Origin of the sequence: Providencia sp. PROV202 (assembly GCF_028479565.1) — a bacterium.
In the GTDB taxonomy this organism is placed as follows: Bacteria; Pseudomonadota; Gammaproteobacteria; order Enterobacterales; family Enterobacteriaceae; genus Providencia; species Providencia zhijiangensis.
Genome location: NZ_JAMPNV010000016.1, coordinates 41,084 through 59,989 on the forward strand (window position 1 = coordinate 41,084; position 18,906 = coordinate 59,989).

17 protein-coding genes are annotated in these 18,906 nt (G+C 44.7%); 4 read left to right on the plus strand and 13 right to left on the minus strand.

Going from position 1 to position 18,906, the window contains the following annotated elements:
* Nucleotides 1–125 precede the first annotated feature (125 nt).
* The 5 genes from modD to PR799_RS12745 are packed head-to-tail and all read right to left on the minus strand — an operon-like array spanning nucleotide 126 to nucleotide 4,591.
* Nucleotides 126–971 carry a ModD protein gene (gene modD / locus PR799_RS12725; RefSeq protein ID WP_272522281.1) on the minus strand — a complete coding sequence of 282 codons (846 nt, stop codon included), beginning with the start codon at nucleotides 969–971 and terminating at the stop codon, nucleotides 126–128.
* Nucleotides 968–1,786, minus strand: a complete 819-nt coding sequence (locus PR799_RS12730) for a class I SAM-dependent methyltransferase (protein WP_272522283.1) — start codon at nucleotides 1,784–1,786, stop codon at nucleotides 968–970. Before PR799_RS12730 ends, modD begins: the two co-directional genes overlap by 4 nt.
* Before the next feature lie 11 nt (nucleotides 1,787–1,797).
* Nucleotides 1,798–2,562 carry an ABC transporter ATP-binding protein gene (locus tag PR799_RS12735; protein ID WP_272522285.1) on the minus strand — a complete coding sequence of 255 codons (765 nt, stop codon included), beginning with the start codon at nucleotides 2,560–2,562 and terminating at the stop codon, nucleotides 1,798–1,800.
* On the minus strand, nucleotides 2,559–3,563 hold the full coding sequence (locus PR799_RS12740) for a FecCD family ABC transporter permease (RefSeq protein WP_154627229.1): 1,005 nt from the start codon (nucleotides 3,561–3,563) through the stop codon (nucleotides 2,559–2,561). The genes PR799_RS12735 and PR799_RS12740 overlap by 4 nt, the downstream gene beginning before the upstream one ends.
* Complete coding sequence (locus tag PR799_RS12745) at nucleotides 3,560–4,591, minus strand: ABC transporter substrate-binding protein (protein ID WP_154627230.1); 1,032 nt, start codon at nucleotides 4,589–4,591, stop codon at nucleotides 3,560–3,562. The genes PR799_RS12740 and PR799_RS12745 overlap by 4 nt, the downstream gene beginning before the upstream one ends.
* A 194-nt stretch (nucleotides 4,592–4,785) precedes the next feature.
* Between PR799_RS12745 and gntR the strand changes: the two genes are divergently transcribed.
* From gntR to gntU, 3 genes are all read left to right on the plus strand, one after another.
* A complete protein-coding gene (gene gntR, locus PR799_RS12750) occupies nucleotides 4,786–5,781 on the plus strand; it encodes a gluconate operon transcriptional repressor GntR (protein WP_154627231.1) in 996 nt (331 codons plus the stop codon).
* Nucleotides 5,782–5,996: 215 nt separating this feature from the next.
* On the plus strand, nucleotides 5,997–6,539 hold the full coding sequence (gene gntK, locus PR799_RS12755) for a gluconokinase (RefSeq protein WP_272522288.1): 543 nt from the start codon (nucleotides 5,997–5,999) through the stop codon (nucleotides 6,537–6,539).
* Nucleotides 6,536–7,894: a gluconate transporter gene (gntU, locus tag PR799_RS12760; protein WP_154627233.1), complete on the plus strand. Its 1,359-nt coding sequence runs from the start codon at nucleotides 6,536–6,538 to the stop codon at nucleotides 7,892–7,894. Before gntK ends, gntU begins: the two co-directional genes overlap by 4 nt.
* A gap of 91 nt (nucleotides 7,895–7,985) precedes the next feature.
* Here gntU and PR799_RS12765 read toward each other — a convergent pair whose 3' ends face one another.
* The 8 genes from PR799_RS12765 to PR799_RS12800 all read right to left on the minus strand — a co-directional run bounded on the left by PR799_RS12765 (nucleotide 7,986) and on the right by PR799_RS12800 (nucleotide 17,143).
* A complete protein-coding gene (locus tag PR799_RS12765) occupies nucleotides 7,986–9,212 on the minus strand; it encodes an SGNH/GDSL hydrolase family protein (protein WP_272522289.1) in 1,227 nt (408 codons plus the stop codon).
* Nucleotides 9,163–10,347: an SGNH/GDSL hydrolase family protein gene (locus tag PR799_RS12770; protein WP_154627235.1), complete on the minus strand. Its 1,185-nt coding sequence runs from the start codon at nucleotides 10,345–10,347 to the stop codon at nucleotides 9,163–9,165. The genes PR799_RS12765 and PR799_RS12770 overlap by 50 nt, the downstream gene beginning before the upstream one ends.
* Nucleotides 10,334–11,752, minus strand: coding sequence for an MBOAT family O-acyltransferase (locus tag PR799_RS12775; RefSeq protein ID WP_154627236.1), 1,419 nt, complete (start codon nucleotides 11,750–11,752; stop codon nucleotides 10,334–10,336). Before PR799_RS12775 ends, PR799_RS12770 begins: the two co-directional genes overlap by 14 nt.
* Nucleotides 11,753–12,125: 373 nt before the next feature.
* Entirely contained in the window at nucleotides 12,126–12,932 is an 807-nt protein-coding gene (locus PR799_RS12780) for a protein bax (RefSeq protein WP_154627237.1), read from the minus strand.
* 471 nt (nucleotides 12,933–13,403) lie between these two features.
* Nucleotides 13,404–14,555, minus strand: coding sequence for a DUF4056 domain-containing protein (locus PR799_RS12785; RefSeq protein WP_272522292.1), 1,152 nt, complete (start codon nucleotides 14,553–14,555; stop codon nucleotides 13,404–13,406).
* Nucleotides 14,555–15,700, minus strand: a complete 1,146-nt coding sequence (locus PR799_RS12790; RefSeq protein WP_272522293.1) for a BamA/TamA family outer membrane protein — start codon at nucleotides 15,698–15,700, stop codon at nucleotides 14,555–14,557. Before PR799_RS12790 ends, PR799_RS12785 begins: the two co-directional genes overlap by 1 nt.
* Nucleotides 15,700–16,704, minus strand: a complete 1,005-nt coding sequence (locus PR799_RS12795; RefSeq protein WP_272522295.1) for a hypothetical protein — start codon at nucleotides 16,702–16,704, stop codon at nucleotides 15,700–15,702. The genes PR799_RS12790 and PR799_RS12795 overlap by 1 nt, the downstream gene beginning before the upstream one ends.
* A 256-nt stretch (nucleotides 16,705–16,960) precedes the next feature.
* Complete coding sequence (locus PR799_RS12800) at nucleotides 16,961–17,143, minus strand: hypothetical protein (protein WP_154602027.1); 183 nt, start codon at nucleotides 17,141–17,143, stop codon at nucleotides 16,961–16,963.
* Nucleotides 17,144–17,408: 265 nt separating this feature from the next.
* On the opposite strand from PR799_RS12800, the gene PR799_RS12805 reads away from it, so the two are divergent.
* Nucleotides 17,409–18,857, plus strand: coding sequence for a DUF4026 domain-containing protein (locus tag PR799_RS12805; RefSeq protein WP_272522296.1), 1,449 nt, complete (start codon nucleotides 17,409–17,411; stop codon nucleotides 18,855–18,857).
* Nucleotides 18,858–18,906 lie beyond the last annotated feature (49 nt).

The window sequence follows — 18,906 nt, forward strand, 5'->3', positions numbered from 1 at the left end:
TTAGTTTTTCCTGCGATTTATATCGATATATTTATTTTTATATAACGATGGGCGTCGCTTTTGCCATAAAACACCATCCCGCGGTTAGCCGCAGGATAAGGTTTTAAATCTATGTATTTGGGTCGTTAAGATTTAAATATCTGTACTTTGATGTCTCTCGGGTTTGCGTAATAGGGCGCTGAAGTCACCAACAGAGGAATCCCTGTTTGCGCAAAGCTTTCGATAGTTTGCAGGTTAACGCCACCGGCAATAGATAATCGGCAGCAGGATTTTTTCTCATTCACCAAGCGTTGTAATTGCTGAATCTGCTCCACAGGAAGTTTATCTAGCTGCACAATATCGGCGTTAGCAGCAATGGCAAGCAGGGCTTGCTGATAGTCATCGGCTTCAACAATGATTTGCTTCTCTGGGGCGGCCGCTCGTAACGTATCGACATGTGACTGCCAATCATCGGGGTTGGCGAGGCAGTTGCGATGATTGGTAAACAGCAAGATAGTTTCTGCGCTACCCGCACGATGGATAATGCCACCGCCGGCGAGGATCGCGGTTAATGCAAGGGGCTTGGTCGTGGGAATCGTTTTTCGCGTGCAAGCGAGCTGCCCATTAGGGTGATATTTTTTTAATATCATAACCATTTGATGGGTGTAGTGACTGACGCCACCGCACCATTCCAAGACATTCTGGACTGCCTTCCATCCTTGATGCAGTGCTTCAACCGAGCCAGACGCGCTAATCAAGCGGCTTTGTGGCTCCACAATATCTCCGTCACGAAATAGGCATTCGCTGCGTATGCCCAGCTTTGTGAGCATACGTTGGGCGATATCCAACCCGCTGACACAGCCGCCAAGCTTAGAGGTAAAGGTCATGGTGCCTTGCTGGGTGTGTAAGCCAAGGGCACGGCTGGTGAGATCCCCGTATTGGATATCGTCGAGCAGCAACTGGTCAATCAGGGCGTCAGGCACGTAGATCATAATGTCAGTTCCGCTTCATCTACCACATCCCATGAGACCATCGCCCAATCGCGGGATGGGAACGGTAGGGGTTTGCCGTCTGCGGTTTGTTTTTGGTAGTAAGCACGCAGTTTTTCAATTTCTTCTTCGGTGAGATCTTTGAGAGACCAATTTACGCTATCGATAAACGCATCCACGTTATCGAATCCACCTCGGTTCGGACTTTTAATAAAGTCGACACGGGCGTGGATCCCCATTTGATGCAGGACATTCACGGCATAGATATAGGTTGGCAAGCTAACCACTTCACGCCCAATTTCGCGGATAATTCTTTCATCAATAAATGTCGGGTTAACGGTGTGGGTGGTATATACGCGCAGGTTAGTTTGGCGGTTGAGTTTTAACATTGCGGCTTTTAAGTCATCCACGAGAGTAGAGCGAGAAGCCACCGAAATATCGGCTTTTGGTAAATCGCCCCAGCTATCTTCCCACGCAAGGGTTTTAAATTGTGCATTGGTGATATTCATCTCTTTGGCACGAATATTGGCCATTTCGAGCATACCTGCGCTGTAGTCAATGCCGGTGACAGATTGAAATTGGTTAGCGAGATAAAGGCTAATAGAGCCGGGCCCACATCCCACATCCAGCAAAGTTTTTGCACCCGTAAAATCCATTAATTGGCGAAAGCGAATTAAGTATGGATCGTTCGGATTGGCACAGTTTTGCGCCATTTGGTGGGCTTTTTTATCCCAATGTTCTGGTTCTTTGCGTGTGCGTTGGGCTTGTTGCATATGCTGCTGATACATCGAGGCAAAATCGAGTTGGTGAATAAGCATGATCCCTGACCTTAACAAGTAAAATTGAGTGGAAGCTGAAAATGCGCCGTAATACTCGGTGCATCGATATTATAGAGTTCTGCCAAGTTAGTGAGCGTTAACATACTTTGAGTCGAGCCTTGCCGTGCCTGCTGTTGTTTGTTGAGTAAAATCACATGGTCGGCAATGGCGGCGGCATGTTGGGGATGATGGGTGGACATCAACACCGTGATCCCATGCTGCTTCAGCGTTTCGATATGCTGTAACAGCCGAATTTGATTGCCAAAATCGAGGCTTGCCGCAGGTTCATCCATAATCAATAATTTGGGTTTTTGGACTAAGGCTCTGGCAATTAAAACGAGCTGCTTTTCTCCCCCACTGAGAGTGCTATACAAGCGCTCTGCAAGGTGTTCAATGCCAAATTGGGTCAATTGCTCCATGGCACTGGCTTTTTCTTTTTCTCCCGGTAGGCTGAACGCAGAGAGAGAGGGGGTCAGTCCCATCATCACCATATCGACCACTGAAAACGTAAAGGGCGTATCGTGAGCTTGGGGTACGTAAGCAATCACTTTCGCGATACGCTGTTTCAGCTGGTTGATGGATTGCCCTTGTAAGCAGATGTCCCCAGCAATGGCAGGAAGCAAACCTAATAAGGTTTTCATTAAGGTCGTTTTTCCACACCCGTTCGCGCCCAGCAAGCAGGTCATCTCACCTTCAGGTAAATGCAGGTTAATGCCTTCAATAATGGCTTGGCGGTGGTAGCCAATCGCCACATTGTCTAAGGTTAAAATACTCATTTAACCCGCCTTGTTTGCAGCAAAATGGCTAAGAAAAAAGGCGCGCCCACGGCGGAGGTTAAGATCCCAAGAGGTAGCTCAATGGCGGCAATGGTGCGAGCTAGCGTATCGGTGATCAGCAGTAAAATAGCGCCGATGGCCACTGCCGCAGGGAGCTGATAGCGGAAGTTAGCACCCACTATCATTCGCGTAATATGGGGAACAATCAGCCCCACCCAGCCAATAATGCCGGCAATTGACACGGTGCTGGCGGTAATCAGTGTTGCGCTAACAATCAAAATGGTGCGATTGAGCGTAACATTCACCCCTAAGCTTTTGGCTTCTTCATCGGATAAACTTAGCAAATTCATGCGCCAACGCAGCATTAATAAGGGGATAAAACCCACTATCATGATGGGCAGGACTGACCATAAATCTTGCTGAGTAATGGAAGACAAACCACCCAGTAGCCAGAACGTGATAGAGGGAAGCTGCGTGTAGGGGTCGGCTAATATTTTCATTAATGAGATGGCTGAGCCGCAAATCGCACTGATGGCAACGCCAACCAGCACAAGGGACAGAATCGGGTCGTGCTGGTGTGCCAAACGGGCGATAAAATAGACTACGGCAACGGTGATTAACCCACCCACAAAAGCAAACAGTTGGATGGAAACCAGAGATTGCCCGAGAAATATCCCTAAAACAGCCCCGACGCCCGCCCCTGCGGAAACCCCTAAAATATCGGGGGATACTAGCGGGTTACGGAACATGCCTTGGTAAGCCGCGCCGGCAATCGCCAGCCCTCCACCGATTAAAATGGCGGCTAAGACGCGCGGAAAGCGAATTTGCCAAAATACCGTGTTGCTGCGAGGGTCGTCCACAGGCGCTTGGATAAACAAGCGATAGAGCTCTTCCAAGGTTAGTGAGTATTTACCACTGATTAATGCCATCAGAAAACAGAGTAGCAAAATAGCCATCAATAATAATGGTTTAGTTTTGGTGTTGAGCCAGCTCGCCGTCATGACCTTTCCATTAGCAAGTCGACCTGCTCTTGAGTGAGCGATGAGTGATAGAACAGCTCAAAAAATTGCCTGAGATCGTGAGTCATCGTCTCTTCAACTGCTTTATCAAAGTGGCTTTGTAGGCGGCGCATGCCCAATAAACGGTTGATCCCCGGAGGGCCATCTAACCAACCAAATGGCATACCACTGAAGACGAAAAGATTATTCGATGAGACAGCTTTGAGTCCTGCCCATAATGGCGAGCGAGTGATTAATTCAACTGATTCATCATATTGGGTGATGATGATATCGGGTTCCCACTGGTACAGCTGTTCCATGGAAACATCGGTCAAACCGTGGAAGCCATCGATATCCACCACATTGCGAAAACCGAGCATTTCGATGGCTTCAGTATGAATAGAGCCTTTTGTTCCAGTTTGTAGCCCTTTTGCACCTCTGGCGAGGTAAAAACTGAGGGGTTTTTGTTGTTGAGTTAGTGCAAATTGTTGCGCATTGCTAAGATAGCGTTCTGCTATCATACTCAGTTTTTCAGCTTGCTGATTAACATTCAATAGACGACCAAGTTGACGCAGCTGTTGCGGAGCATCAATCAGCTTGCCGTCCATCAGCAAATACGGGATGCCGGTTTGTTTAGCCACTTTTTCCGCTTGGGAACGGTAGGTTTCATCGATATTGCCAGTATCGAGGATCAAATCAGGATGGTAAGCCAATAATTGTTCAAGGGATAACGTGCTACCTCGTCCCGCAAGACGACCATAAACAGGCAAATTCATCCATTGTGGCGCAAACAGTTCACTATTCCCTTTTTTCAAGTTAATTGAGGCAAAACCCACCATTTTTTCTGGGGCGAGGGCAAACATCAGTAAGTCTGCGGGCGGGCCCGCCGTGATCACTTTTTGAATATTACCGTTTGCAGGTAAAGTACCGAATAATGCCTCTGCGACAGGGCTGCGACTAAATGCAGGTAAACTGTAGAATGCCGCAAGGACAGCGCAGGATTGGATAAAATGTCTTCTGTTCATTGCCATAATTAATATCGTTATACTTATATTTATATAGCGCGAAAATTAGCGAAGTCAGGCAACAGAGTCAACAGTAAAAACGAGATAGCACTGAAAAGTCGATGTTTCTGTGATTTAAAGCAATATCAAGGATTGATATCCACTGGCAGATCGCAGAACATAGCGAAATATAACGGCGTATTATAGATAATCTGGGATATATGAAGAATAAAAGACCTTCTTTGCAAGATGTAGCCGACCGAGTCGGTATCACAAAAATGACGGTGAGCCGTTTTCTGCGTAATCCTGAGCAAGTTTCAGAATCCTTGCGCGGGAAGATTGCCAGTGCAGTGGAGGAATTAGGCTATATCCCAAATAAAGCACCTGATATTTTGTCGAATGCCACAAGCCACGCCATCGGCGTTCTATTGCCATCATTAACCAACCAAGTTTTTGCGGAAGTGATCCGCGGTATTGAAGCCGTGACCGACAAACATGGTTATCAAACCATGTTGGCGCACTATGGTTATCGTGCAGAAAAGGAGGAAGAGCGCCTCACTTCGCTGCTTTCTTACAATATCGACGGCGTGATTTTAGCGGAACGTACCCATACCGAGCGCACGTTACGCATGCTTAAAACCGCAGGTATTCCCGTGGTTGAAATCATGGATAGCATCACTCCCTGTTTTGATTCCGCAGTCGGTATTGATAACTTTGAAGCGTCTCGCCAAATGACGCAGGCGATGATCGACCGTGGCTGCCGAAAAGTAGTCTATTTAGGGGCAAGGCAGGACGAGCGGACAATCATCCGTTTGGAAGGCTATGAAAAAGCCATGCTCGATGCCAAACTGACTCCACGTAATTTAATGACTCAAGAGAGCTCCTCTTATTCTCTTGGTGCGCAATTACTTCAAGAATGCCGCGTAAGATATCCCGATACGGATGGGCTATTTTGTACCAACGATGACTTAGCCATAGGCGCGATTTTTGAATGCCAGCGTTTAGGGATTAATGTCCCCAACGATTTGGCTATTTCGGGCTTCCACGGTCATGATGTGGGGCAGGTGATGACACCGAAATTAGCCAGTATCTTAACCCCTCGTGACCTTATGGGGCGCAAGGCGGCAGAAGTGCTGCTGGCAAGGATGCGAGGCGAAAAATTATCGCAGAAAAAGTTCGATGTTGGTTTTAAGTTATTAACAGGTGAAAGTATCTAGTAAGGTTGCATCGAGTCAGCAAAAGATTATTGCGATTACCATCACAATTCCGCTGTTTTCTTCACCTATCTAATTGCTAAATAAATATCCACTAGCAATAATGTTACCCGTAACCTGTTACCGGTAACATCCTGCCAGGGTACCGGAATAACAACCTAAATTAAATTTCAAATCTAGAATTAAATAACCTCTTTTCAACACCCGAGGAGTTTCCTATGAGTGATACCCAAAATCAAAACTACACATTTGTCTTAATGGGGGTATCGGGTAGCGGCAAATCCGCAGTGGCGAGTGGCGTTGCTCAGCAGTTACAAGCTGCCTTTTTAGACGGGGACTTTTTGCACCCGAAATCCAATATTATGAAAATGGCATCCGGACAAGCGTTGAATGACGACGACCGTCGTCCGTGGTTAGAAGCGCTGAATGGTGCCATTTTTGCAATGCAAAGAACCAATCAGATTTCTCTGGTTGTGTGCTCTGCATTGAAAAAGAGTTATCGCGATATTCTTCGTGAAGATAATAAAAATCTCTATTTTATCTATCTGAAAGGCGATGCAGCGGTGATTGAAGAGCGTTTAAGAGCGCGTCGTGGTCATTTCTTTAAACCCGAAATGTTGAAATCACAATTCGATACACTGCAAGAACCAGATACCCAAGAAGCCGACGCTTATGCGGTTGATATCCGTCCTGCGCTCAATGAGGTTATCGACAATACCTGTGCAACCATTCGTCAAATCATGACGGGAGATAAAGCATGAACGCACCAGTAGAAACATTAAGTACTTTAACATTGGTACTGACCGCCGTTGGCTCGGTGGTGTTATTGCTATTTTTAGTGATGTACGCGCGTTTACACGCTTTTGTGGCGTTAATGATTGTGTCGATTGGCGCGGGTCTATTTTCTGGTATGCCAGTGCAAGATATTACGGCAACCATGCAAAAAGGGATGGCGGGAACCCTTGGATTCCTCGCTATCGTCGTGGCCTTAGGTGCGATGTTCGGTAAAATCCTGCATGAAACAGGTGCATTGGATCAGGTCGCTCATAAGTTATTAGACCTTTTTGGTGAAAAACGCGCGCACTATGCGGTAGGGATCGCCGGTTTAATCTGTGCACTGCCATTATTCTTTGACGTGGCTATCGTGCTGTTAATCGGCGTGGTATTTGCCGTCGCTAACCGTACTGGTCACAACGTGGTTCGCTTAGCTATTCCTCTGTTTGCCGGTGTAGCAGCAGCGGCAGCTTTCCTATTACCGGGACCCACTCCTATGCTGGTGGCGTCACAAATGGGAGCAGATTACGGCTGGATGATCTTAATTGGTCTGTGTGCGGCTATCCCAAGCATGATTTTAGCGGGTCCACTGTTTGGTAGCTTTATCAGCAAGTTTGTTCACATTGATATTCCTGCTGACTACCAAGCACCACAAACATCAAACGGCAAAATGCCAAGCTTTGGATTCAGTTTAAGCCTTGTGTTGTTCCCACTATTACTGGTCGGTTTAAAAACCATCGGAACTCACTTTGTGGAAAAAGGCTCCAATCTAGAAAATTGGTTAGAATTTATTGGTCACCCATTTACTGCATTATTACTGGCATGTTTGCTGGCAATCTACGGCTTAGGCTTCCGTTACGGTATGGATAAAGAGCGCGTGATGGCGGTCTGTTCTGCGGCAATCCAACCTGCGGGTATCATCCTGTTAGTGACCGGTGCGGGTGGCGTGTTCAAACAAGTGCTGGTGGATTCTGGTGTGGGTCCTGCATTAGGTGACTCGCTGATTGGTGCAGGTTTACCGATTGCTGTCGCATGTTTCGTCTTAGCGGGTGCGGTACGTGTTATCCAAGGCTCTGCGACTGTTGCTTGTTTAACGACGGTTGGTTTAGTCCTGCCTGTTATCGGTGAGCTAGGTTACTCTGGAGCTCAACTGGCGGCATTAGCGATTTGTATCTCTGGTGGTTCATTAATTCTGAGCCATGTGAATGACTCTGGTTTCTGGTTATTCGGTAAATTTACTGGCGCAACTGAAGCTCAAACCTTAAAAACGTGGACTATCATGGAAACGATTTTAGGCACGACGGGCGCGATTGTTGGGATGATTTTCTTTACCTTCCTGTAAAACTGATTTCTCTCTATCTCTTCTGTAAAAAACAAAAGTCAGCTTACTTCGGTAAGCTGACTTTTTTGTATGTGAAGATAACGAAATAGGTTTATTTCAGCATCTGATTAAACTGGCTATACAGAGCTTGGGCGCTTTTCTTATAACCATCCGCAGAGAAATGCACATTATCAGGACGGGCTAAACCTTGTGATGCCCATGCGCGGATAGAACAAGGCCCGCCCATGTTAGCTTGCCAATCCCAAAACAGCGTATGTTCCTGAGCAGCAATGTTTTTCTGAATGCGGATCACATCCATCAAATTTACCGGCATCTGTGCGCTACAACCCGCCGCATTACTGAATTTAATTGAGTCGCTTGGTCCCACTAGCATAATCACCGCATTAGGCGACTGCTGGCGGATCTGGCGAATTTTATCCCGTAGGTTTTGCTCGTAAGCCGCCAAATTCAGGGTGTCATTAAATGCTTCGTTAGTGCCGAAGGCTAAAATCACCATATCCGGCGACATTTGTGCCAGCGTGGCGCTCCACTGTGGTTGCCACTTATCCAGCATGTTGATGGTCGCGCCGTTCAAACCGATGGCGGATAACATCACGCCGGGTTTATTCGAACGGACTAACCATCCACCCACTTTGAGGTTACTTGCCGCACCAACTGACACGGTTGATGGCAACTGAGTGCTCACTGGTGCTGAAAATTGCCAGCTATTTCCCGTGGCAGGTAAGGCAACCGTCGAAGATGATGATGGCGAAACCTGCATCTGGGCACCATTCGAGCTTTGGTACAGTGCTTGTAAGCGATAACTATTTTGAACAGGTTGCAATGGCTTTAATAAAACATTGCTTTTGCTACCTTGTGGCTCAGCTATCAATCCACCTAACGGGTAGTCAAAACGCTCGTCTTTACGGCTACTGGAAAGTGACCAATCCGACTTATCACTGACGCGATTAATGGTGGCAGTGCGTTGACCCGGTACCGAAATTGGCGGTACAAAACCAGGGCCTGCATCTCCATAGCGTTGTTGGAACAATGCTCTTAATTCACCCGTGAAAAAATCTGCAGCCGTATGTGAATCCCCTATCTGGACGATATGGACTTGTTGACCACCTTGGCGCAGCTTAGATGCCAATTGGCTTAAGTTTGGTTCGCTGTTATTGACTAACTGCCCTTGCTCTGTAGGCGCTTGCCACTGAGTTTGCGACGTTTTGCCGCGTTTAGTATCAGGGGTTTGACAAGAGACTAAGCCTAATGACAGCAGTGTAATGACACTAGCTGTGAGTAGCTTGCTCTTGACCTGATTCTGGTTGTTCAGTTTCATGAGGTTCCTTGTCTTCCTCTTCGAAATGGATCAGTGAAAATACGCTTTCGGCAATCATTTGCTGCCCTTTTCCACTGAAATGGATCCCATCACCACTGCGCAATTTTATAGCATTGCTACCATCCCCAATATAGTCGGAATAGTCGTCATTTTTATATTTAAAGACGTCATTGGCAGAAATGTACATTTCGCCATATTTCGCGACTTCAGTCTGGTAAAGACCACGAAGGAATTTCATACCATCGGAAAGGGTGTTTTTACGCATATTCGGTGGACCCACCCAAATCACATCGACATTATGTTGGCGTGCGGTGGTGAGAATTTCACTGATACGCGAGCGATAGGTTTGTTCCCACTCTTCACTCTTGAATTTCACATACTTATAGCCCGATTGTGGTGGCATATCCCACGGGTCATTAGGCCCTAAAAATACCACTAAGACTTTAATGTTCGGGTTATCGTTCAATGCTTTGGCAATGGTATCTGGCCAGTTAAAAAACTTAGGGTACGCGAGACCCGTACTCTGCTTACTTAAGTTAATACTCTCAATATTATACTTTTTCAACAGCATATTTTTAACATGGGGAGCGACGCCCTGCATCATGGAGTCCCCTGCAAATAATACCTGATCCCCCGCAGCAATATTGGCTATCTGTTTTTGAACGACAGGCCCTTCAGGTTGTGCAATAGTCACGCCAGCAAACGTTCGTCCCGGAATTTTAGCGCGAGCTTGAGGGCGTTTTAATAACTCAGGGAACGTGACCGATAAGCTCTCTGCGGGATGAATATAACCATTAACAAAGTGTAGCCCGACACGGAAATCTTGCGGGAAAACTAACGCTTCGTGGTTAGCGGCCATTTGGGCAGCAAGTTTATCTTCGGCAGCCTTTTGCCCAGACGCGTGATAGGCAAAAGTTGCCCCCGCTTCTTGGACACCATCATGTAACGCGCTCCCGTAATCCCAGACAGGGTTTCCGCTGATTTTCGCCCATGGGGTATCTTGGTGATACTTTTGCTGCCAGAACCGCTCTAAGGAGCTTTGGTTTAACCAAATCAGTAGCAAGCCCGTGATGATGACAATCAGCACCACTTGCCCGGTTTTTTTCAGGTTATTTTTAAACTCAGAAGTTAGCATAGATAAATCCTGGCATTCCCGAAGGTGAAAGCATAAACATAATCGTCAACACGATGGCTAATGGGATTGGGTAATAGTACCAAGCGATATCTTGATATTTCTTGGCTACATACTGATAGCCTTGAACAAAATAAGGGTAGGCGAGGAACAGTAACCAGAATGCGATCAGCAATCCGAGGTTCGCGCTAATTGAGGCGATAAATCCAGGTTCAATAAATTGATTAAGCATCACCAGCGCATCATCAAACGACGGGCTACGGAAGAAAATCCATGCAAAGCAGACAAAATGGAAAGTCAGAATTCGTGCAAGTAATTTTGAAACGTGTGCATTGGGAATTAAATGGGTTCTCCCCAGTTTTTTCATTAGCTCAGTTTTAATATTAAAAATTACCGTTCCTAAGCCATGGATAGCGCCCCAGATAACAAACGTCATTGCCGCGCCGTGCCACAGACCTGAAATTAACATTGCGGTTAATACGTTGATATTTTTGCGCACAAATCCTTTGCGACTGCCGCCCAATGGAATATAGATATAGTCCATGATGAAGGTCGATAAACTGATATGCCAACGTTTCCAGAAATCTTGCAAGTTGGTGGCTAAATATGGGGCATTAAAGTTAAGTGGCACTCTAAAACCTAATAGCAATGCAATTCCCGTGACTAAGTTGGTATAACCGGAGAAGTTAAAATAGATATTCCACGCGTAAGCGTAGGTGGCAATTAATATTTCCCCTGCACTAAAGCCTGCGGGAGCATCAAATACCGGATTAACGTAGTTTTCAGCAAGGTAAGAGCTGAATAGAAACAGTTTTACCAGTGCTAAGCTAATTAACAAAATGGCGCGGCGAGAGTCGAGAATAACGCGGCTTTCCGCTTGGATTTGCGGTAAAAAGTTTTTCGCACGGTTAATTGGACCCGCCACGATACTTGGGAAAAAAGCCAAATATAATACAACGTCAAAAAAGTCGGCTTTTTCAATTTCTTTGCGACACACCGAAACGGTATAGCTAACGGAGTGGAAGGCGTAGAAAGAGAGCCCCAACGGTGCCAGCAGTTCCAGCACAGGCAGTCCAACGCTAAATCCAAACTTATCGAGGGTTTGCTGAATAGTTTCTTGGAAGAAAGAATAATATTTAAATGCAGTAAAGCAGCCAATGATCCCGACAGCTAATAACGAATATACCCATCGGTTAGATAACCAAACCGTTGCCCAGTTGGTGAGCAAATAGATAAATAACGTGTAGCCAAACAGAATATAGGCAAAGTCAGGGCTAAATGAGTAGACAAAGAAATAACTTGCTGTGATGAGCAACCCATTTTGCAATTTAGAGCTGGGTTGGCAGCCCCAATAAATAAGAAAAAAAACTAAAAAAGAGCCAAGAAACTCAAATGAGAAGAAATTCATATTAGACTCAGGTGTTATTTGTTATGGGTGACCATAATATTTATTCTTTTTCCCTATGCAATCGGAATTTCATCATATTTCAATTTACTCGTCATACTTCGAATTTTAGGGGTGTTGGCTACGCTCAGCTACCCTAGTCACATACTTATGTATGCTCCTAGGGATATCTTCTCTTGCCGCCTACCTAAAATCCAAATTATTTAGAGTAAATCGGGGATAGGGAAAAATGAGTTATGTAAGACTCAAAGTCTAAGAAGTATAGCCGCGGTGGGGTGGGTTGTCATATTTCGAGTGGATGGGAATAAGTGCAAAAAAAATCCACTTTCGAAAAAGTGGATTTTTATACTGTGTACCTGGTGTGTAGATACTAAAATTAGCTGCGAGTCGCTGCTCTTTGTTGAGCTTGTGTAATCAATTCTTCGTTGCTCGCGTACATCTCTTTCAAATAGCGGTTATATGATGAACCTAACTCTGAGTACCCTTTCATATCGTTAATCAGCTTGACGGAGTCTAACTCATCTTGTGATTGACGCTGTTTAGCACGCGAGTGACGTAAAGACTCATACGCGTTATGGGTATTCATGTTCTTCATATAGGCAGTCACTGTTGCTTCAACAGAAGCGTAAGCTGAGTAGCCTTTGATCTTTCCTTTGCTAACTTGGCAACCGCTACCACAGCGCATACCAAATAAATTTCCGTTTTGTAGAGCAAGCTGAGAAGTACCCCAACCAGACTCTGTAGCCGCTTGTGTCGCAACTAAATGTGTTGGCATGATGTCTACACGACTTAACAGCTTATCCCAATTAATACGTTTTGGGTTGCTGCAACTGATGCCATAACTATCGCAGATTTGGGTTAGGCGACGTAGCTCTTGGGCGCTCCATTTGGTGTTTGTGCGCACGGAAAGCAGCCAGTTACGCTCTTCCATAATCTGTTGATTGACTTTTTCAATCACCGGGACAATCGTTTTCAAAAACGCTTTCTTACGTGGAGTACCAGACGGGTATTTACGCATATCAGGCAGTGGTGTTTCTGCTTGATTTGAGTTTTGTGCCGACTTCAGTGTGAAGTCTTTTTTAAGCATCGTACTGGTACTGGTGGAGCCAAAACTGAGGCCCGAAAACAAAAGTAAAAATAAGAAAGCGAAGACGGCGTTTGTCCTCATCGTTCGAGAGGGCATTTGCTTCTCCTATGTTTCTCTGAACAAAAATCGAGCGAATGGTAGCAGAATAATTTTTCACGAGCTACCTTTATCCGACTCACATTAACTAAATTTCTGTATTAGTATGTCATTAAGTGTTGATTTATTTTAACTCAATGATTTTAGGTTATATATAATTGCATTATTTATATTTTCAATACTGTATTTATCAGTTTTTGTTTTTGATTTCAGATCGCAATCATCTGATTTAAGCTAAATTTGATTGGTTTTCAAACAATTATCAGGTGTATTGTAGGGTTATTGTGTGTAAAAAATAATCAATCAATGGTCTAAATTTTAAACAAAATGGGGTGTTTCGCATTTTATGAGAGGTATTGGTTGTTAAAAATACAGAATCTAAATCGACTTTCAATGTGTGAAAAGGTCAAAAAAAAGGCCGTTTTTTGACCTTTTGTCTCCGCTAAATATTACTATTGATCGACGACCTTTTTAGTCGTTGAATGGCACAGTTTGCTGTTTCTGATCTTCAATTTTTGCATTCTCAGCGAGCCGTTTGAAATCATCAACTGTCCAATATGTTTCTGGAATAGGAAGTTGTGCCATATGATCGGTGGGGACTAAGCGAAACTGTGCGAGAGAGGATAACGTAAACCCTGCATATTCCGATGGCAAACTGAGTTTTAGCCCTAAAGTTGATACAGCTTGAGTAGGTAAAAATGGATAGCGATTATCGGTGGTGTCATAATCGCGCGTGAGCACTAAAAATTTATCTGGAACACGCTTCGAACTATTCCACCAAAGCCCATCAATTTTGTTAAATTCATGGCGAGTTAAGGGTTTTTCTTGAGCCCCAAGTTGATGTAATGCAATAGGAAGCAGTGCTTCGAGCGATTGTGAGAATATCGCAAGTGACTCAGCACGACCTTGTAAAATCAGCGAACTTGCTAGCCTTGCACCCACTAAGTTGGAATATAAATCCTCGGGAGAGAAGGCGGATATCCCCTCAGAAAAACCGGGAACCGATTGATAACCATACCATTGTGCAATTTCATGCCAAGCGGCTAACTGAAATGCGAGTTTGGCCGCTAGATAGGTACTTAAGGTGTAGCGCTCTGCGGGGGATGCGGGTGGTGTAAAGGCGGAAAAATGGATTTGTCTGCTCGCGAGTTCATCACTGAGAGTCAATGTCCACTCTTCACCAAGCTTTGGGTAAATCTGGCTAAAGAGATACAACGTGTAGTCGGCGGTATCTCGAACATGGGCAATATCAATAAACCCGCCATCTGTGGTGTAGATAATCCCCACTTTTTCGTCACTGATCCCCATTAGACCTTCGGTGGCAGCCAAGTAGCTATCATTATAATGGTGCTCGCCGAGATTATCGGCTTCCACAATGTTGTCGATGGTATAGAAAGGAACGGGGATACCTGCCACTTCTGCTTGCAGGTCATAGCCAAAAGCGCAGCATGCTCGGAGTCCTTGAGGGGCTTTGAGATCTTGCAGAATAGGCCACGCTTGGGATGCTTCCTCGTTAGAAGTCGTATCTAGATTAAGATTCGCCGCAGGTAAGTTCAGTTCTTCGCGAGTTTGGCAGGCGACGAGCATAAATAAAAAACATGAAGTTATTAGCAGCTTAAACATTAGAAAGACTCACCAACTTGGAAATAGACACCCGTACTGTTACGACCGACACCAAAATCCAGTCTCACATTCATGCGAGGCTTAAATTCAAAACGATAGCCCACTCCTGCACTTGGCAGCCAGTGTCCAGCACCTAATTCAGAGGGTGAATCGCTCATGGTCCCTGTGCCTAACCAGCCAACAACCCCGTGCCGCCAGTCTAATTTATGGCGCAACTCGATTTGACTCGTAAAAATATTGTTGTCCCGATAGCGCCCTTCATAGTAACCCCGCATGCGGTTACTGTTACCTAATAAAGAAAGCTGGTTCCATGGCACATCTCCCGTGGTAAAACGGGCATAGTTATCAACTGCTACGACAGTTTTTTCTGTGAGCTCATGGTAATAGGCATACTGTAACTGGGTCGCTTGAAAACGGGTATCACTACCAAGGTTCGGTGAAAAATAGGTATAGATGACTTCGAGAGTTTGCCCATGATGCGCGTTGGGCAAAAAGTCTCGGGTATCATAGCTATAATAGGCGCTAACACCTGAACTGATCACCGAACGCCCGCCAACGGACTGCGAAAAGTAAGCTTTTGCCCCTTCATCGGGGTCGCTGGCATTGATCGACGAAAAATTCCATCCCAGTCCCACATAGGTGGCATCGGTTAGCTTATATAAAGCCCTTGGGGTGATTTTGAACTCTTGAGAATGATATTTTTCTTTATTACTCTCTTTTTTACCCGCAGCGTATCCTTTGCCCCAATAATACGTCGGAACATTATTAATAGTGCCGGAGACAAACAGTCGCCATTGGTCACTATCTACAAAGTTGTAGTTAGTGAAGTTTAGTCCAAAAGCACCTGTGGATGATGCAAAACCACTTAACCCAATCGAAGAGGGCTGAGTTTTGGTGTCTTGTTTGTCGAGACGATACAAGCCCACTAAAGCGGTTCCGACACCTAACCCCATTTCGGGGGTATAAAAAGGCCCCGGTAAAACACCCCAGTCGATAGTTTTGGATTCATCAAAGCTGTTTTCGCCCCCAAGCTCGCTGAGCCAACCATCAATTTGCTCACGTTCAGGAAGGATTTGCGCTTGCGAGGAGAAGGCAATGATAAGGCTGAGCAGTGTCAGCCTACGCAGGTATTTCTGTGGCAACATTAAAAACGGAACTCGCCTGAAATAAAGAAGCTATTACGGTTATTAAAGCCCACTTCGGTAAGGACATTAAAGTTGCGGGTTAATTCAACGCGAGCACCGACGGTATTGTTCCATTTATGGGCAAGGTGTTGTTTAACGTCGAATTTTATATCCGTATATTCAGATATACCATTTACCATGCCTGCTAGTTCAGGTGGCATGTTCAGTTTACTGACATCGCCTTTAAAGCGCTGGGTAATATCTTGGTACATGGCACCCGTCCAGACTTGAATTTTGGTATTCCCTTGACCTGCAATTAAAGGTTCAAAAACGAATTCATAACCAACGCGAGGCGTGACTACAAACGCGGTAATATCTCCATCGAGAATATCGAGGTTAGTACGAGTGTAGTTCATATCTAGTGTACCAAAAAACTGATTGTACGCCCCAGCGAACGTGACACCGCCACCATAAGTTTTACCTTCAAAATCTAATTCAAAAGGAATATCTTTACCTAAAGACTGTGCAGGAAAACCAGGGAATAAAGGGAGACTGACATTATTTAAGTTTGTTTTTGATGTGCCTTTTGTTTTCCCATACACACCATACATATTCATAAATGGCAGAACCCATGCATCTAATTTCAATGTATGCGTTTCATTTTTTTCGCGAGTATGCCCCGGCTCTATTTTGATGGCATCTTGCATTCCTTGCCAATCAGGGGATGTAAATTTAAATCCAATGCTATCAACAACAATATCCTGACGCAGATTCATATAGCCATAGCTAGCACCAAAAGGCTGTGGTAAGTCGTAGCCTTGAGCGCGTGCTTCATCTCCCCAAATAGGCAATACACGGGATTCAGTTGTGGATGAACGCGTTACGCCGCCTTCGTTATTCGCTTTAGGGACTCCAGATTCACTCATGCTTAATGAAAATAGTGGCGTGTCACTATCGGCAAAGCTGGCAGGGACAACCAGACAAGAGGAAAGCAGCAGCGCTGCGCTGTATTGAATGCGTGTCATAATGGACTCAATGATTAGTAGAATAGAATGAAGGAAATAATAAATTAATTAACTTACAGTTATCGACAAAAGTTTAGCATATATGACAATTGATAATATGGCTCATGATGCTATTTTAATGATATTTCGCTACCTATGAATGCGTATTGTTATCAATATAATAGACGTGATTAAAATATTAGGAAGGTGTTATTGCGGCGTTAAAGAGAGTGCTGAAACTCTGGGTATTTCAGCACACATTAGGATAAGAACAGTATTATTTGCTGTTTTTCTGATGAAACTGAACACGCTCATGGAAGTAGTCTTTTAAATGCGCTTCCATGTTGTGGATTTTTTGTTCCAGCGCATTAATTAAGACATCATCATTATTCATATCAAAAACGCGCTGCATCGCGAGGTCATCAATATATTCTTTTTGCTTCTCAGATAAATCAGCCATGTTGTAAAACCTCTATTTTCAAAACCTATATATAAGAAAGGATTATTTCACCCACCAACAATATGGGTGATGCTGATTCTCATTGTGCCCTAGTGAATACGGGATGAAAAGTGGAATTACGTCGCATCAAATAATGATGATTGGTGCTCCTAGTTTAAATATGAGAGATTAAACGCCTATCTGACTGGGTTAAGAATAATCACAATATTCTTACCGAATATAAGCTGATATCCTCCGATAAGATAATAAATAACAGGGCAAAATAGTGAACAATAAACAACAATACCTTGATATTGCTGCTGGAAACGGGGAAAAAGAAGCCTCGATGATGGTGGCAATCCCTGCGTCAGAGCTGACCTCCCTACAACTTGAACAGCGTCTGGAAGAGCAAACCTATTTTACTGAAGGGGAAATCGACTACCTGCCTGATGAAGAAGGCGGCGGTTTCTTCTTTACCTGCAAACGTGGCGAAGAAGAGTTACGTTTTTACATTTCGCTTGTGGAAAGCGACCCTGAATACACTATTAACCCGTATTTCGCGACAGACCCAATCAGCCAAGAGCTGTATGCCGAAGCAAGCAATGCGCCACAAGCGGTGGTGGTTGAATGCCTATTCCAAGAAAAGCCTTTGGTGAGCTACTTACAGCAGCTTAAAATTATCCAAATTTTAGTGCCTGATTTATTATTGGGCTTGGATATTTCTGCCGCAGGTAAAGTCTTTACCCGTGAATGGCTTAACTTCCAGTTAATCGACGATTTAATGCCAAGCATTGATTCTCTGTATGTGGTACATGCCATTTACGATCACGATGAAAACTCAGAAGATTCCGCGCCAACCAAATATTGGTTCCATACTCATGGTTTAGCGCGTTGCGGTTTATCGGAAGCGGAAATTATTATTCCACACCCGATTGCGTCTTATTATGGGATCCCTGAGTTGTTCTGGAGCTTTGTGAACAACAGCATTACCAACGGAAAAATCGATTTTAATGAACCGATTTTCATTGGGCAAACACAAACCGGCTATGAGTATTTAGTGGCGGTGCCTTTTGAAGAAGGTCTCCTTCATGTAGGTACTTCCACACCGATTGATAATTTAAAACCACTGGAAGAGATGAACTTCGAGTTTGGAGATATGAGCTCTGAGCGCTTTATGGGGGATTGGCACGATCGTGACGAATCTCACCAGCATCCGTCCGTAATGTTATTCCGTGTTACTCAAGAAAACCCAACATTGGAAAGTTTCTTCGAAGGGTTTGAAGACCAAAATGCGATGATGTTTATGCGTACCGATGAAGAAACGGCGGATATGTCTAGCAAAGCCAGACTGCGTTGGGAATATTTCACCCATATGTTAGATAACTATGGTCCAAAACCGGTCGCACCGAAAAAAGGGTTATTTGCGAAGCTACTCGGAAAATCGGAGGAAGAGGACGAGTCAGAGTGGCGCTTCCTGGTCAAATGCGGCATTAGTTATCAAGATGAAGATGGCGACGAGGGACACGAACATATGTGGTTTGAGCCATTGACATGGAACGGTGGCCAATTTGAAGGCCGCTTGATTAACCACCCATTTTACGTAGAAACCATGGAAGAGGGAGGCGTTTATCCTCTAACGCGTGACCATATCACGGATTGGACTATTTATTATCAGGACGGTAGCTATACTCCTGATACAATCTATAAACTTCTTAGTGGTGCTCAAGTGCATTAATCTATCTTGATTGACTAATGCGAATAGGGCACTGAATTCAGTGCCCTGA

Excerpts from the sequence above, each read along its gene's own strand:
- gntU (WP_154627233.1), top strand. The coding sequence starts at position 6,536 with ATGAACGCACCAGTAGAAACATTAAGTACTTTAACATTGGTACTGACC.
- PR799_RS12785 (WP_272522292.1), bottom strand. The coding sequence starts at position 14,555 with ATGTTTAAGCTGCTAATAACTTCATGTTTTTTATTTATGCTCGTCGCC.
- PR799_RS12740 (WP_154627229.1), bottom strand. The coding sequence starts at position 3,563 with ATGACGGCGAGCTGGCTCAACACCAAAACTAAACCATTATTATTGATG.
- PR799_RS12795 (WP_272522295.1), bottom strand. The coding sequence starts at position 16,704 with ATGACACGCATTCAATACAGCGCAGCGCTGCTGCTTTCCTCTTGTCTG.
- PR799_RS12745 (WP_154627230.1), bottom strand. The coding sequence starts at position 4,591 with ATGGCAATGAACAGAAGACATTTTATCCAATCCTGCGCTGTCCTTGCG.
- PR799_RS12800 (WP_154602027.1), bottom strand. The coding sequence starts at position 17,143 with ATGGCTGATTTATCTGAGAAGCAAAAAGAATATATTGATGACCTCGCG.
- PR799_RS12735 (WP_272522285.1), bottom strand. The coding sequence starts at position 2,562 with ATGAGTATTTTAACCTTAGACAATGTGGCGATTGGCTACCACCGCCAA.
- PR799_RS12780 (WP_154627237.1), bottom strand. The coding sequence starts at position 12,932 with ATGCCCTCTCGAACGATGAGGACAAACGCCGTCTTCGCTTTCTTATTT.
- PR799_RS12765 (WP_272522289.1), bottom strand. The coding sequence starts at position 9,212 with ATGAAACTGAACAACCAGAATCAGGTCAAGAGCAAGCTACTCACAGCT.
- PR799_RS12790 (WP_272522293.1), bottom strand. The coding sequence starts at position 15,700 with ATGTTGCCACAGAAATACCTGCGTAGGCTGACACTGCTCAGCCTTATC.
- PR799_RS12770 (WP_154627235.1), bottom strand. The coding sequence starts at position 10,347 with ATGCTAACTTCTGAGTTTAAAAATAACCTGAAAAAAACCGGGCAAGTG.
- gntR (WP_154627231.1), top strand. The coding sequence starts at position 4,786 with ATGAAGAATAAAAGACCTTCTTTGCAAGATGTAGCCGACCGAGTCGGT.
- PR799_RS12730 (WP_272522283.1), bottom strand. The coding sequence starts at position 1,786 with ATGCTTATTCACCAACTCGATTTTGCCTCGATGTATCAGCAGCATATG.
- PR799_RS12775 (WP_154627236.1), bottom strand. The coding sequence starts at position 11,752 with ATGAATTTCTTCTCATTTGAGTTTCTTGGCTCTTTTTTAGTTTTTTTT.
- modD (WP_272522281.1), bottom strand. The coding sequence starts at position 971 with ATGATCTACGTGCCTGACGCCCTGATTGACCAGTTGCTGCTCGACGAT.
- gntK (WP_272522288.1), top strand. The coding sequence starts at position 5,997 with ATGAGTGATACCCAAAATCAAAACTACACATTTGTCTTAATGGGGGTA.